The following is a 13,044-nucleotide window of genomic DNA, read 5'->3' on the forward strand; positions in this document are numbered from 1 at the left end:
CGGCGGGCGCGGGGCGGCAGGCTTCGCGGCCTGCGCGGGGGAAGGGGTGGGGCGCGGCGCTGCGGGCTTCGCAGGCGCGGCCTTCTTCGCGGCGGACTTGCCGCCATTGCCCTGATTCAGGGCATCAGTCAACTTGCGTACAACCGGCGCCTCGATCGTCGAGGACGCCGAACGTACGAATTCACCGAGTTCTTGGAGCTTGGCCATGACGACCTTGCTCTCCACGCCGAACTCCTTGGCGAGTTCGTATACCCGGACCTTAGCCACTTCGCTCCTTTTAGGTCCGGGTTACGCCGGACCGTCGCTACTTCATGGGCGTACTCATCGCGTGCTCATCGAGTGCTCATCGCAATCTCGACCTACTTCCAACTCGCGGGGTACCAGGGCCGCACGGGGGTTCCGCACGGCGCTTCTTACGGTGTTGCCTGCTCGACTCGGTGGCGAAGCGCCTCCGTGTCGAACGGTCCAGGGGCCTTGAACGCCCGCTGGAACGCCCGGCGGCGGACCGCCAGGTCGAGACAGACCTGGGCGGGATGCACATAGGCACCCCGGCCGGGCAGCGTACCGCGATCATCGGGGACGCATTCGCCCTCGATCACCACGATCCGCAGCAGATCGCTCTTGGCCGCTCGCTCCCGGCAACCCACGCAGGTTCGCTCAGGGCAGGCGCGGGCGTGCGTCCGGCCAGACACGGTTTAGTCTACCTCCCCGCACCGACCTCACCCCTTTGGGGCAAAAATCGAACGGCCACTCGTTACATACTGTCGTGATCCAAGCGCACAGCGCCCGGATTTATTCCCCGGACCCGGACCCCGGCTGCTCGGTGTCCGGGCGGATGTCGATGCGCCAGCCGGTGAGGCGGGCGGCCAGGCGGGCGTTCTGCCCCTCCTTGCCGATGGCGAGCGACAGCTGGTAGTCGGGAACGGTCACGCGGGCGGACCGGGCACCGAGATCGACGATCTCGACCTTCGAGACGCGGGCCGGGGACAGCGCGTTCGCGACCATCTCCGCCGGGTCGTCCGACCAGTCGACGATGTCGATCTTCTCGCCGTTGAGCTCACCCATGACGTTGCGCACGCGCCCGCCCATGGGACCGATGCACGCGCCCTTGGCGTTGAGTCCGCTCCGGGTCGACCGGACCGCGATCTTGGTGCGGTGGCCGGCCTCGCGGGCGATGGCCGAGATCTCGACGCTGCCGTCGGCGATCTCCGGCACCTCGAGCGCGAAGAGCTTCTTCACCAGGTTCGGGTGGGTGCGGGACAGGGTCACGGACGGACCGCGGACGCCCTTGGCCACGCGCACCACGTACGAGCGCAGGCGCATCCCGTGCGGGTACTCCTCGCCCGGCACCTGCTCCTGCACCGGCAGGATGGCTTCCAGCTTGCCGATGTCGACCAGCACGTTCTTCGGGTCGCGGCCCTGCTGGACCACGCCCATGACGATGTCGCCCTCGCGGCCCGCGTACTCGCCGAGCGTCGCGTCGTCCTCGGCGTCGCGCAGCCGCTGCAGGATGACCTGCTTCGCGGTGGTGGCGGCGATCCGGCCGAAGTCGGACGGGGTGTCGTCGAACTCCTTGGGCTCCTGGCCCTCTTCGAGGTCCGCCGGGTCCTCCGTCGCCCACACCGTCACGTGGCCGCTCTCGCGGTCCAGCTTCACGCGGGCACGGCGGAAGCTGCCGTCGGTGCGGTGGTAGGCGATGAGGAGGGCCGACTCGATCGCCTCGACCAGCAGATCGAAGGAGATCTCCTTCTCCCGGACCAGACCCCGCAGGGCACTCATGTCGATGTCCACGGCTACGCCTCCTCTACTTCTTGAGCGTCGTTCTTGTTCTTGCGGTTGAACTCGACCTGGACGCGCGCCTTGGCGATGTCCGTGAAGTCGAGCCGGCGGGCGGTGGCCTTGCGGCCCTTCACGCCCGGTACTTCGAGGTCGAGACCGGCGTCGTCGACCGTGAGGATGCGCGCGACCAGCTCGGCGTCGTCCTTCAACGTGAACTTCACCAGGCGGTCGACGGCGCGGACGTAGTGGCGGTGCTCGCTCAGCGGGCGCTCGGCGCCCGGCGTGCCGACCTCCAGCTCGTACTCGCCGTCGCCCATGACGTCCGTCTCGTCGAGCTTCGCCGAGAGCGCGCGGCTCACATCGGCGATCGCGTCCAGGTCGGCACCCTCGTCGGAGTCCACGACGACACGCAGCACACGCTTGCGTCCTACCGAGGCCACTTCGATCTCTTCGAGATCGAGCCCCTGTGAGCTGACGAGCGGTTCCAGTAGTTCCCGCAGCCTCTCGTTCTGGGTGGTGCTCATCCGGGTGACTCCTCGGCCGCGTGTGCTGTTGTGGTTGCTGACTGTCCTTGCGCGTCAGGTCAAAGGGTATCCGGTCCAGGGGGGTGTTGCCGTCCACCCGGAAGGGGCCGACTGTACGGTGATCTTCGGTCACCCCCCGCTCATCCCGCTGAATCGTTTCCCGACCCTTTCTGCCGAGGACGTCCGCCGTGTCACTCACTTCCCGCAGGACCCTGCTCGCGTCGCTGGCCGGTGCCGCGCTCCTCACGGGCTGCTCGGGCGGCTCCGACGAGGGTGCCGAGGGCGGGCAGGGTGCGCCGTCCGTCTCCCAGGAGAAGCGGCTCAAGGCGCGGGAGGCGCGGGCGAGCGCGGATCTGCTCGGGCAGTACGACGAGGCGCTGGCGGCCGTGCCGTCCCTCGCGGCCCGGCTGAACCCGCTGCGGGACGAGGTCGAACGGCACGTGAAGGCGTTCGGCGGGGCGGCCAGGCCGTCCGCGTCGACGTCGCCCTCCACGCCGCCGGTGGCCGAGAAGGACGTGCTCAGGGCGCTGGCGGCGGCGGAGCGGACGCTGTCGGACCGGCGCATGACGACGCTGGTCGACGCGCCCGCCGAGGCGGCGCGGCTGCTCGCGTCGGTGGCGGCGGCCGGGGCCGGGCACGCGTATCTGCTGGCGGAGGACTGATCGAAGTGGCCGACAACATCGGTAGCACGGACATGACCAACATGGCTGACGGCACGGGCAACGCGCTGCTCGCCGCGGTGCAGGCGGCGCTGCGCGCCGAGCACGCGGCGGTCTACGGCTACGGGGTGGTCGGCGGCCGGATCCGCGAGGGCCGCAGGGACGAGGCGAAGACCGCCTACGACGCGCACCGGGCCCGCCGCGACGACCTGCGGCGCACCGTCCGCGACCTCGGCGGCACCCCGGAGGAGTCGGCGGGGGCGTACGCGCTGCCGTTCCCGGTGCCGGACTCGGCGGCGGCGGCGCGGCTCGCGGCCGACATCGAGGACAAGATCGGCGGGGCGTACTCGGATCTCGTGCGGGCGGCGAGCGGTGACCGGCGCCGGGCCGCGGCGGACGCGCTGCGGGAGGCCGCGGTGCGCGCGGTGCGGTGGCGCGGCGGCAGCGTAGCCTTCCCTGGGCTCACCGAACGGGCCGCGGTGCCGTCCGCATCGGCCTCGGCTTCCTCGGTGACGCCCCGCACGTAAGCAGTCTTCGGAAGGGAATCCTCGCGCATGGCTTTCGAACCGCCCACGCGTCTGGTGAACGCGCTCGGCGAGGTGCGCGACGACGGGGCGTCCGCGTGGCTCGGCCGGGTCGGTGCGCTGCTCGACGACGCGGCGGCCCGGCGCGAGGTGAGCGTCGAGCGGGTGCACGTGCCCGGCGGACGCAGCAGCCTGGTCGCCCACGTGCGGCGGGCGGACGGCTCCCCCGCGGTCCTGAAGCTGGCGCCCGAGCGGTTCCGGCCGGAGGCGGAGCGGGCGGCGCTGACGCACTGGGACGGGTTCGGGGCGGTCCGGCTGCTCGATCCGGGCGTGAACGACGGGGCGCTGCTCCTGGAGCGGCTGCACCCCGAGGTGTCCGTACGGACGCTGCCCGAGGCGAAGGCGCTCCTGGAGGCGGCGGGGACGCTGCGGCGGCTGTGGGTGGACCCGCCGGCCGGGCGCAACTGCGAGACGGTGCCGGAGCGGACGGGGCGGCAGGCCGTCGCCATGCGGGCGTCCGTCGAGTCCTTCCCCGACGTCGCGCCGCTGGTCGACGCGGCGCTCGAGGCGCGGGACGAGCTGGTGGCGGCGCCGCCCGAACTCCGGTTGCTGCACGGCACGTTCCGGCAGAGCAAGGTGCTGCAGGGCGAGCGGATGCCGTGGCTCGCGGTGGGGCCGGACCCGGTGGTGGGCGAGTGCGCGTTCGATCTGGCGCGGCTGGTGCGGGACCGGGTGGAGGATCTGATCGGGTCGCCGTCGGGGCCCGCGATCACGCGCAGGCGGGTCAAGCGGCTCGCGGAGTCGCTGGAGGTGGACCAGGCGCGGCTGCGGGGCTGGACGCTGTTCCGGGCCGTGGAGTCGGGGGTCAGGGCGCTGCGGGTGGGGCGTGAGCGGGACGGGGAGAACCTGCTGGAGTTCGCCGGCTGGCTGTAGCGGCGCCCCGGCGCGTCCCGTCGCGCGGAACCGGGCGAGAACCAGGCGCTAGGCCAGGCGAGAAAAGGGCGTCGCCCCGCAGCCGGGCTGCGGGGCGACCGTGAGAACCGTGAGCCGGCGGTGACGCCGGGACGGGCTCTAGGCGGTGAGGCGGGCCACGGCCTCCTCGACCGTGAGCTCCTCGCGCTCGCCGGTGCGGCGGTCCTTCAGTTCGAGGACGCGGTCGCCGCTGCGGCGGCCCGCCACCAGGATCTTCGGGACGCCGATCAGCTCGGAGTCGGTGAACTTCACGCCGGGCGAGATGCCCGGGCGGTCGTCGACCAGGACCCGGACGCCGGCCTCGGCCAGCAGGTCGGAGACCTCCAGGGCCAGCTCGGTCTGGAGGGCCTTGCCCGCGGCCACGACGTGGACGTCGGCGGGGGCGATCTCCTCGGGCCAGATCAGGCCCTTGTCGTCGGCGTGCTGCTCGGCGAGGGCGGCGACGGCGCGCGAGACGCCGATGCCGTACGAGCCCATGGTCACGCGGACCGGCTTGCCGTTCTGGCCGAGCACGTCGAGCTGGAAGGCGTCGGCGTACTTGCGGCCGAGCTGGAAGATGTGGCCGATCTCGATGGCGCGGTCCAGCTTGAGGCCGGTGCCGCAGTTCGGGCACGGGTCGCCCTCCTGGACGACGACGACGTCGACGTACGCGTCGACCTCGAAGTCGCGGCCCGCGACGACGTTCTTGGCGTGCAGGCCTTCCTTGTTGGCGCCGGTGATCCAGGCGGTGCCGGGGGCGACGCGCGGGTCGGCGATGTACTGGACCTTCTCCAGGCCCTGCGGACCGACGTAACCGCGGACCAGGTCGTCACGGCCCTCGAAGTCCTCGGCCGTCACCAGCTCGACGGCGGCCGGGGCGAAGTGGGCCTCGACCTTGTCCATGTCGACCTCGCGGTCGCCGGGGACGCCGACGGCGACGATCTCGCCGTCGACCTTCACAAGCAGGTTCTTCAGGGTCGCCGACGCCGGGACGTCGAGGTGCGCGGCGAGCGTCTCGATGGTCGGGGTGTCGGGGGTCGGGATCTCCTCGAGCGCGGGCACGTCCGTGGCGTCGACGGCCTTGAGCGCGAAGGAGACGGCCTCCGTGTTGGCGGCGTAGTCGCAGTTCGGGCAGTCGGCGAAGGTGTCCTCGCCGGCCGCGGCCGGGGCCAGGAACTCCTCGGACTTCGAGCCGCCCATGGCGCCCGCGGTGGCGGCGCAGATGCGGTAGTCGAGGCCGAGGCGGGCGAAGATCTTCTGGTACGCGGCGCGGTGCAGCGCGTAGGACTTGGCGAGGCCCTCGTCCTCCAGGTCGAAGGAGTACGAGTCCTTCATCAGGAACTCGCGGCCGCGCAGGATGCCGGCGCGGGGGCGGGCCTCGTCGCGGTACTTCGTCTGGATCTGGTAGAGGACGACCGGCAGGTCCTTGTAGGACGTGCACTGGTCCTTGACCAGGAGGGTGAAGATCTCCTCGTGGGTGGGGCCGAGGAGGTAGTCGCCGCCCTTGCGGTCGTTCAGGCGGAACAGCTCGGCGCCGTACTCGGTCCAGCGGTTGGTGGCCTCGTAGGGCTCCTTGGGCAGCAGGGCGGGGAGGGTGACCTCCTGGCCGCCCATCTCGTCCATCTCCTCGCGGACGATGCGCTCGACGTTGGCGAGGACCTTCTTGCCGAGCGGCAGCCAGGACCAGACGCCGGCGGCCGTGCGGCGCACGAAACCGGCGCGGACGAGGAGCTTGTGGCTGAGCACCTCGGCGTCCGCCGGGTCGTCGCGCAGCGTCTTCACCATCAAGCGGGACATGCGCTGGACCTGGACCTTGGCCATGATTGTTTGCTCCTGCTGCGAAAGGGTGATGTGCAGGAGGTTAGCCGGGTGGGCCGGGCGGCCGGAAATCGGTTCAGTGGTTGCGGCGCAGCGGGAGGGGTGCGCCCATCACCGCGTACGGCTTCGGGGCGCTGGGGAAGAGGACCTGGCGGGCCAGGTCGTCGTAGCCGAGGGAGCGGTACAGGCCGCGGGCCGGGCTCTCGAAGTCGATCGCGGAGAGGATCGAGCGGGGCTGGGCGGCGCCGTCGGTGATCGTGGTGATGAGGGTGCGGCCGATGCCGCGGTTCTGGTAGCCGGGGTGGACGTGCAGCTCCGTGATGACGAAGGAGTCGTCGAGCCAGTGGTCGGTGCCGCGGGCGCGCAGGTACGGCTCGACGACCGTGGACCACCAGTGGGTGCGGTCGTTCGGCATGCCGTAGACGAAGCCGACGAGGCGGCCGGTGTCGGTGGTGGCGCCCAGGGAGCGGGCTCCCGGGTAGGTGATGTGCCGCAGCACGATCTGCCGCCGTACCGCGATCTCGTCGTCACTGAGCCCGAAGGCGTACGCCTGGACGGCGAGGGCCTCGTCCACGCGGGTGCGCAGGTCGAGGGGGCCGATGGTGACGGCGTTGTCGTCCATCCGGTTCGGGTGCGGCATGCGGGGAGGGTACCCCGGGGCGCCCGGTCGGCTGTACGGGTGGCCGGGGCCGGGGTCAACGGTTCCCGTGGCGCTGGGCCGTGGGCCGGCCTGGGCCACCGGGGTGTGCGACCGCACTGTGGGGTGCGCGGGACCGGGCTCTCGCCACGGGTGCCGTGGCCGACGACGCATCGACGGTTGCGCGGCACCGGGGGCCGCCTTGCCCACCCTGCCGCCCCAGGCGGCAGATTGCCCAAGGCGGGGGCGGGGCGGGGGTCGGCCGCTGCTGGCGGGGGGCATGCCCGGCGGCAGGCGGCAGGGCGGTGTGGGATGCGCCGCGGTCCCGACGGGGTCGAGGGGGCGGAGTCTCCTCGGTCGGGAGGGGGCGGGCGGCGGGCACGGCGCGTCGTTCAGCGGGTGCCGACCGGCGCGGCGCGTCAGGTCGGTGGCCCCTGCGGGCCCGGCCCCGCCCGACGTTCAGGTCGCCGCGGGCAGTCTCGGGACGCTGGACAGCAGGCGGCGGGTGTACGGGTGGGCGGGGGCGCCCAGGACCTTCGGGGTGGGGCCCGATTCGACGACCCGGCCACGGTCCAGTACGGCGGTGCGTTCGCACAGGGCGGCGACGACCGACAGGTCGTGGGAGACCATCACGATGGTCAGGCCCGCCGTCTCCTTGAGTTCGGCGAGGAGGTCGACGACCTTGACGCGCGTCGTGACGTCGAGCGCCGAGACGGGTTCGTCGGCGAGCAGTACGCGCGGGTCGCACACGGTCGCCCGCGCGATGGCGATGCGCTGGCGCTGGCCGCCGGAGAACTCGTGCGGGTAGCGCTCCCCCGCGTCGGCCGGGAGCCCGACGCGTTCGAGGGCGTCGGCGACCCGCCGGCCGGCGTCGTCGCCGGTCGCGACGCCGAGCGAGCGCAGCGGTTCGGCGACGATCCGCCGCACCCGCTGGCGCGGGTCCAGCGAGGCGTACGGGTCCTGGAAGACGCACTGCACGCTCCGCCGGAACGCCTTCATCTGCGTACGGTCGCGCGGCCGCAGCTCGTCCCCGTCGAAGCGGACGGCGCCGGACGTCGGCCGGGCGAGCCCGAGCAGCATCCGCAGCAGCGTCGTCTTGCCCGCGCCGGACTCGCCGACGAGGGCCAGGCTCTGGCCGGTCCCGACCGCCACCGAGACGTCCGTGACGACGGGGGCGGCGGCGCCCCGGTACGCGTAGGACACGGTGTCCAGTTCCAGTACAGGGCTCGTCATCGCGCACCTCCGAGGTCCAGGTCGAGCGCCGCTTCCAGTTGCCGCGCGCTGTCCACCAGCGCCCGCGTGTACGCCTCGCGCGGCGCCCGTACGACGTCGGTGACGGCGCCGGACTCGACGGCGCGGCCGTCCTTCATGACGAGCACCCGGTCGGTCACCCGGGCCACCACGGCCAGGTCGTGGCTGACGAAGAGCACGGCCATGCCGCGTTCGCGCACCAGCCCGTCGATGAGTTCGAGCATCTCGGCCTGCACCGTGACGTCGAGCGCCGTCGTCGGCTCGTCGGCGACGAGCAGCGCCGGGTCGCAGGCGAGGGCCATGGCGAGGGCGACGCGCTGGCGCTGCCCGCCGGAGATCTCGTGCGGGAAGGCGCGGGCGATACGGCCCGGGTCGGGCAGCCTGACCTGTTCCAGCAGGTCCGCCACCGCCGCCTTGAGGGCCGCGCCCTTCAGGTCCCGCCGTCTGCGCAGCGGTTCGGCGATCTGCCTGCCCACCCGCATCAGCGGGTCGAGGGCCGTCAGCGGCTCCTGGAAGACGACGGCCGCGCTCCGGCCGCGCACGCCCACGAGGGTCTTCTCGCTCGCGCCGACGATCTGGGTGCCGTCGAGCCGTACGCTGCCGGTCACCGTCATCCCGGCGGGCAGCAGGCCGAGCACGGCCAGGGTCGTCAGGGACTTGCCGGAGCCGGATTCGCCGATCAGGCCGAGGCGTTCGCCGGGCGCGATCTCGAAGCCGAGGCCGGACACCAGCTCGCGTCCGGCGCCGGTGCGGACGGTCAGGCCGTCCACGGTGAGCAGTGGTCCGGTCATGCGGCGGCCCTGTCCTTCCGTGCCGTCGGGTCGAGCACGTCGCGCAGGCCGTCCGCGACCAGGTTGACGCCGATCACCAGCAGGACGAGCAGCACGCCGGGGGCGAGCGCGCCCGCGGGTGCCGTCGTGAACGTCGCCTGGGCCTCCTGGAGCATCCGGCCCCACGAGGCGTTCGGCGGCGGGGCGCCGAGGCCGAGGTAGGACAGTCCCGCCTCGGCCAGCACGGCGAGGCCGAACTGGAGCGCCAGGTTCACGGCGAGCGTCGGCCAGATGTTGGGCAGGACGTGGCCGGCCACGATCCGCGGCCAGGTCGTGCCGGACGTGCGGGACGCCGTGATGTAGTCCTGCGCCAGGACGCGCTTGACGAGGATCCGGGTCAGCCGGGCGACGACGGCGCTCTGGGCGAGCCCGATCGCGAGGATCGCGGAGCCGAGCGTGGCCGAGCGCGCGGCGACGATCAGCATGGCGAGCAGCAGCGTCGGGAACGCGATGAGGATGTCGAGCAGCGCGGAGAGCGTGTCGTCGAACCAGCCCTGCGCGAACGCGGCGAGCAGGCCGAGCGTGACGCCGAGCAGGGCCGCCACCGCGACCGAGCCGAGGCCCGCCTGGAGGGCGATCCGGGAGCCGGTCATGAGCTGGGTGAACAGGTCGCGGCCCAGCTTGTCGGTGCCGAGCAGGTGGCCGCCGCCGGGACCGGCGAGCCGGCCGCCGGACGTGTCGTCGCTGTCGTAGGGCAGCCAGAACAGGGAGACGAGGGCGAGCAGCACGACGAGTCCGGCGAACACCGCGCCGGTCCACAGCGTCAGGGAGGAGCGACGCTTCATCGCGCACCTCCGCCCGAGAGCCGCCCGCGCAGTCGCGGGTCGACGAGCCGCTGGACGAGGTCGGCCACGAACCCGATGATCAGCACTCCGAACGTCGACACGAACAGCACGCCCTGGATCACCGGGTAGTCGTGCTGGGCGATCCCGGTGGCGAGCAGGGAGCCGAGCCCCGGCAGCGCGAACACGGACTCGACGACGACGGCGCCGAGCAGGGTGGAGGCCAGTTCGATGCCGAGGATCGAGATGACCGGCACGGACGCGTTGCGCAGGCCGTGCCGCCACATGGCCCGTCCGAACGACGAGCCGAGCGCCCGCGCGGTGCGCAGGTACTCGCTGTCGAGGACGTCGAGCGTCGCCGACCGTACGTAGCGGATGAGGGACGCCGACATCACGAGCGCCACGGTGACCACCGGCAGGACGAGGGCTCTGATCGCCTCGCCGGGGGTGTCCCAGCCGTCCTGCGGGAAGCCGCCCGAGGGCAGCCAGCCGGCGTTCAGCGCGAAGACGGCGATGAGGATCATGCCGAGCCAGAACACCGGGACGGCGATGCCGAGTTGGGAGACGCCGCTGAGCAGCGCCCCGTACCAGGTGCGTCGCTTGTACGCGGCCACGAATCCGGCCGGTACGGCGACGAGGACGGCGAGCACGAACGCGGACAGGGTCAGCGGCACCGTCACGTTCAGGCGCTGCGACACCTCCGGCCCGACCGGCAGCGACGACACGAAGGACGTGCCGAGGTCACCGCTCGCCAGCTGCCCGATCCAGTGGGTGAACTGCTCGGGCAGCGGCTTGTCGGAGCCGATGGAGTGCCGGGCCGCGGCGATCTGCTCCGGCGAGGCGCCCACCGAGGTGAGCGCGTTCGCCGGGTCGCCGGGCAGCATCCTCAGCAGCACGAACAGCACGATGCTCGCGAGGACGAGGGAGACCAGCAGGAACACCAGCCTCCGCAGGAGGTATCTGAGCATGGCCGGGGCGTCAGCTGCTCTTCTTGATGTCGTACGCGAAGAACTGCGAGTTGAGGCCGTTGAGCGGGTAGCCCGACAGCTTCGTGTTCGCGACGACGATCTGCGGATACAGGTAGAGCCAGTCGCTGGCCGCGTCCTCGGCGGTCTTGCGGTTGACCTTCTTCAGGAGGTCGGTCTGCTCCTTGGTGGTGGCGGCCTCCTCGGCCTGCTCGACCCACTGGGTGACCTGCTTGTCGTCGTAGCCCCAGTAGAAGTCGGGGTTGCCGTACCAGACGAGGTCGCGGTCGTTGACGTGCTCCTGGAGCGTGGCCGAGAAGTCGTGGTTCTTGTAGACCTTCGTGTACCACTCGTCGGGCGTGATCGTGTTGATCTTGACGGTGATGCCGACCTTGGCGAGCTGCGACTTGATGAAGGTGGCGGCGGTGGGGTGCGGGTCGTAGTTCGGGGTGTCGAGCGTGAACGCGAACCCCTTCGCGTAGCCCGCTTCCTTCAGCAGCTTCTTGGCCTTGGCGGTGTCGTACGCGTTGACGTCCGTCAGGTCCTCGTACCAGGGGTCGGTGGGCGGCACCATCGACCCGATCTCCTTGCCGTAGCCGCCCCAGACGGATTCGAGGAGCTTCTTGTCGTCGATGGCGGCGGAGACGGCCCGGCGGACCTTGACGTCCGTGAAGGGCTTGGCCTTGTCGTTGAAGGCGAGGAGCAGCTTGGTGGTGGAGTCGCCGTCGTTGACCTTGTAGTTCTGGTTGGACTTGAACTGGTCGAGGGCGTCCGGGGACTGCTCGCTGGTGACGATGTCGACGGCGTTCGTCAGGAGCGCGTTGTTGAGGGCGGTCGCGTCCTTGTAGTAGTGGAAGACGACCTGCTTGTTCTTGGCGGCGGAGCCCCAGTAGCCGGCGAACCGGTCGAGACTGAGGGCGGAGCCGCGGGTCCACTTGTCCAGCTGGTACGGGCCGGTGCCGTCCTCGGTCGTCTTCAGGTTCTTCGCGTCGGCGTTGATGATCCAGACGTACGAGAGGTTGTAGACGAAGGAGATCGACTTCTTCGACAGCGTGACCTTGACGGTCTTCGCGTCGGGGGTGGCGATGTCCTTGATGACCTCGAGGTTGGCCTTGCGCGCGGACTGGGAGTCCTTCGCGAGCACCTTCTCCAGGCTGTACTTGACGTCCTTGCTGCTGAGCGCCTTGCCGCTGTGGAACTTCACCCCGTCGCGGAGGGTGAAGGTGTAGGTGAGGCCGTCGCCGCTGACCTTGTAGTCGTCGGCGAGGAGCTTCTCGACCTTGCCGTCGTCGGTGAGCTTGAAGAGGCCCTCGTAGACGTTGCCGTTGAGGGCCTCGGTGACGCCCTGGCCGCCGCCGCCGGTGTTGTCGAGGTTCTGCGGCTCGTAGAGGGAGCCGACGCCGACGGTGGCGTCCTTGTCGTAGCTGCCGCTGCCGGAGCCGGAGGCCGAGCCGCCGCCACCGCCGCAGGCGGCGAGCGTCACGGCGAGGGCGACGGTGAGCACACCGGCGGACAGGGGCTTCTTGGGGAAGTTCATGAGGGGGCCTTACGTCGTGCGCAGGAGGGTGCGGGGAGACTGATCAGTGGGCGGTGCTGCCGGCGGCGCCACCGCGGAGGACCGGGAGCTTCTCGCCCGCCTCGACGGGCAGGTGGAAGCGGTTCTGCCGCGGCGGCATCGGACAGTTGTACTGATCGGAGAAGCCGCACGGGGGCACGAAGGCCCGGTTGAAGTCGAGGCGTACGCGCCCCTCCCCCGTGTGTTCCACGAAGAGGAAGCGGCCGGCGCCGTACGTGGTGTCGCCGTTCGTCGGGTCACCGAAGACGAGCAGCAGCGTGCCGTCGTCGTCGAACGCGGAGAGCGTGTAGTCGGTGCCGTCGACGGTCAGGGCGATGTCACCGGGGACGACCTTCTCGCGGGTGCCGCCGTTGTCCCGCAGGTGCTCGAAGGAGACCGTGCGGGCGCCCTCGACGGGCGTGTACGTGGCGTCGAGGACCCAGGCCGGGTCGTACGGGAAGACGTCGATGCGCTCGAAGTCCCGGACGGCCTGGGAGTCCGCGTCCCAGAAGCGCAGGCCGTGCTCGGGGGCGCCGGTGATCATGTCGGTGCGTTCGAGGGTGGTGACCGTGACGGTGCCGGGCTGTCCCGCGCGGGCGGCGTCGAGGTCGGGCGTCTCGCCCGGCGGCAGCCAGCGGGTCTCGACGAGGGCGAGGTTGCCGGTGGGAGCGGTGACGGACCGGTGCCGGTCGGCACGCCAGTCCTGCCAGGCGGCTATGCCGGAACCGGAATCAGACATCGTGTGGCACCTACAGTCAGTGAACCTTGA

The 13,044-nt window shown here is 71.5% G+C and carries 15 protein-coding genes; 3 read left to right on the top strand and 12 right to left on the bottom strand.

The window, feature by feature from the left end; translation table 11 throughout:
• The 4 genes from RBJ77_RS39690 to rimP form a co-directional block, all read right to left on the bottom strand.
• Positions 1 to 267 (bottom strand): translation initiation factor IF-2 N-terminal domain-containing protein (locus RBJ77_RS39690; RefSeq protein ID WP_372349410.1); only part of this gene is annotated, 267 nt, incomplete at its 3' end.
• 146 nt (positions 268 to 413) lie between these two features.
• Positions 414 to 692: a YlxR family protein gene (locus tag RBJ77_RS39695; protein ID WP_372349411.1), complete on the bottom strand. Its 279-nt coding sequence runs from the start codon at positions 690 to 692 to the stop codon at positions 414 to 416.
• 100 nt (positions 693 to 792) lie between these two features.
• A complete protein-coding gene (nusA, locus tag RBJ77_RS39700) occupies positions 793 to 1,791 on the bottom strand; it encodes a transcription termination factor NusA (protein WP_255981455.1) in 999 nt (332 codons plus the stop codon).
• A gap of 2 nt (positions 1,792 to 1,793) precedes the next feature.
• On the bottom strand, positions 1,794 to 2,303 hold the full coding sequence (rimP, locus tag RBJ77_RS39705; protein WP_372349412.1) for a ribosome maturation factor RimP: 510 nt from the start codon (positions 2,301 to 2,303) through the stop codon (positions 1,794 to 1,796).
• 188 nt (positions 2,304 to 2,491) lie between these two features.
• Between rimP and RBJ77_RS39710 the strand changes: the two genes are divergently transcribed.
• The 3 genes from RBJ77_RS39710 to RBJ77_RS39720 are packed head-to-tail and all read left to right on the top strand — an operon-like array spanning position 2,492 to position 4,419.
• A complete protein-coding gene (locus tag RBJ77_RS39710; RefSeq protein WP_372349413.1) occupies positions 2,492 to 2,965 on the top strand; it encodes a hypothetical protein in 474 nt (157 codons plus the stop codon).
• A 32-nt stretch (positions 2,966 to 2,997) separates the two neighbouring features.
• Positions 2,998 to 3,489 (top strand): ferritin-like domain-containing protein, encoded by a 492-nt coding sequence (locus RBJ77_RS39715; protein WP_372349414.1) that lies wholly within the window; start codon positions 2,998 to 3,000, stop codon positions 3,487 to 3,489.
• A gap of 27 nt (positions 3,490 to 3,516) precedes the next feature.
• Positions 3,517 to 4,419, top strand: a complete 903-nt coding sequence (locus RBJ77_RS39720; protein ID WP_372349415.1) for an aminoglycoside phosphotransferase family protein — start codon at positions 3,517 to 3,519, stop codon at positions 4,417 to 4,419.
• Positions 4,420 to 4,557: 138 nt separating this feature from the next.
• Here the strand turns inward: RBJ77_RS39720 and RBJ77_RS39725 are convergent, their stop codons facing one another.
• The 8 genes from RBJ77_RS39725 to RBJ77_RS39760 form a co-directional block, all read right to left on the bottom strand.
• Positions 4,558 to 6,258 (bottom strand): proline--tRNA ligase, encoded by a 1,701-nt coding sequence (locus RBJ77_RS39725; protein ID WP_372349416.1) that lies wholly within the window; start codon positions 6,256 to 6,258, stop codon positions 4,558 to 4,560.
• Positions 6,259 to 6,331: 73 nt separating this feature from the next.
• Complete coding sequence (locus RBJ77_RS39730; RefSeq protein WP_372349417.1) at positions 6,332 to 6,895, bottom strand: GNAT family N-acetyltransferase; 564 nt, start codon at positions 6,893 to 6,895, stop codon at positions 6,332 to 6,334.
• 456 nt (positions 6,896 to 7,351) lie between these two features.
• Complete coding sequence (locus RBJ77_RS39735; RefSeq protein WP_372349418.1) at positions 7,352 to 8,125, bottom strand: ABC transporter ATP-binding protein; 774 nt, start codon at positions 8,123 to 8,125, stop codon at positions 7,352 to 7,354.
• Positions 8,122 to 8,934 carry an ATP-binding cassette domain-containing protein gene (locus RBJ77_RS39740; protein ID WP_372349419.1) on the bottom strand — a complete coding sequence of 271 codons (813 nt, stop codon included), beginning with the start codon at positions 8,932 to 8,934 and terminating at the stop codon, positions 8,122 to 8,124. Before RBJ77_RS39740 ends, RBJ77_RS39735 begins: the two co-directional genes overlap by 4 nt.
• Positions 8,931 to 9,758, bottom strand: a complete 828-nt coding sequence (locus RBJ77_RS39745) for an ABC transporter permease (protein WP_372349420.1) — start codon at positions 9,756 to 9,758, stop codon at positions 8,931 to 8,933. The genes RBJ77_RS39740 and RBJ77_RS39745 overlap by 4 nt, the downstream gene beginning before the upstream one ends.
• Entirely contained in the window at positions 9,755 to 10,723 is a 969-nt protein-coding gene (locus tag RBJ77_RS39750) for an ABC transporter permease (RefSeq protein WP_372349421.1), read from the bottom strand. The genes RBJ77_RS39745 and RBJ77_RS39750 overlap by 4 nt, the downstream gene beginning before the upstream one ends.
• Positions 10,724 to 10,733: 10 nt before the next feature.
• Positions 10,734 to 12,257: an ABC transporter substrate-binding protein gene (locus tag RBJ77_RS39755; protein WP_372349422.1), complete on the bottom strand. Its 1,524-nt coding sequence runs from the start codon at positions 12,255 to 12,257 to the stop codon at positions 10,734 to 10,736.
• Positions 12,258 to 12,300: 43 nt separating this feature from the next.
• Positions 12,301 to 13,014: a DUF1684 domain-containing protein gene (locus RBJ77_RS39760; RefSeq protein WP_372349423.1), complete on the bottom strand. Its 714-nt coding sequence runs from the start codon at positions 13,012 to 13,014 to the stop codon at positions 12,301 to 12,303.
• Between the last annotated feature and the right edge of the window lie 30 nt (positions 13,015 to 13,044).

Source organism: Streptomyces sp. KL116D (assembly GCF_030766975.1).
GTDB lineage: Bacteria > Actinomycetota > Actinomycetes > Streptomycetales > Streptomycetaceae > Streptomyces > Streptomyces longispororuber_A.

Excerpts from the sequence above, each read along its gene's own strand:
- rimP (WP_372349412.1), bottom strand. The coding sequence starts at position 2,303 with ATGAGCACCACCCAGAACGAGAGGCTGCGGGAACTACTGGAACCGCTC.
- RBJ77_RS39715 (WP_372349414.1), top strand. The coding sequence starts at position 2,998 with ATGACCAACATGGCTGACGGCACGGGCAACGCGCTGCTCGCCGCGGTG.
- RBJ77_RS39720 (WP_372349415.1), top strand. The coding sequence starts at position 3,517 with ATGGCTTTCGAACCGCCCACGCGTCTGGTGAACGCGCTCGGCGAGGTG.
- RBJ77_RS39725 (WP_372349416.1), bottom strand. The coding sequence starts at position 6,258 with ATGGCCAAGGTCCAGGTCCAGCGCATGTCCCGCTTGATGGTGAAGACG.
- RBJ77_RS39730 (WP_372349417.1), bottom strand. The coding sequence starts at position 6,895 with ATGCCGCACCCGAACCGGATGGACGACAACGCCGTCACCATCGGCCCC.
- RBJ77_RS39735 (WP_372349418.1), bottom strand. The coding sequence starts at position 8,125 with ATGACGAGCCCTGTACTGGAACTGGACACCGTGTCCTACGCGTACCGG.
- RBJ77_RS39740 (WP_372349419.1), bottom strand. The coding sequence starts at position 8,934 with ATGACCGGACCACTGCTCACCGTGGACGGCCTGACCGTCCGCACCGGC.
- RBJ77_RS39745 (WP_372349420.1), bottom strand. The coding sequence starts at position 9,758 with ATGAAGCGTCGCTCCTCCCTGACGCTGTGGACCGGCGCGGTGTTCGCC.
- RBJ77_RS39750 (WP_372349421.1), bottom strand. The coding sequence starts at position 10,723 with ATGCTCAGATACCTCCTGCGGAGGCTGGTGTTCCTGCTGGTCTCCCTC.
- RBJ77_RS39755 (WP_372349422.1), bottom strand. The coding sequence starts at position 12,257 with ATGAACTTCCCCAAGAAGCCCCTGTCCGCCGGTGTGCTCACCGTCGCC.
- RBJ77_RS39760 (WP_372349423.1), bottom strand. The coding sequence starts at position 13,014 with ATGTCTGATTCCGGTTCCGGCATAGCCGCCTGGCAGGACTGGCGTGCC.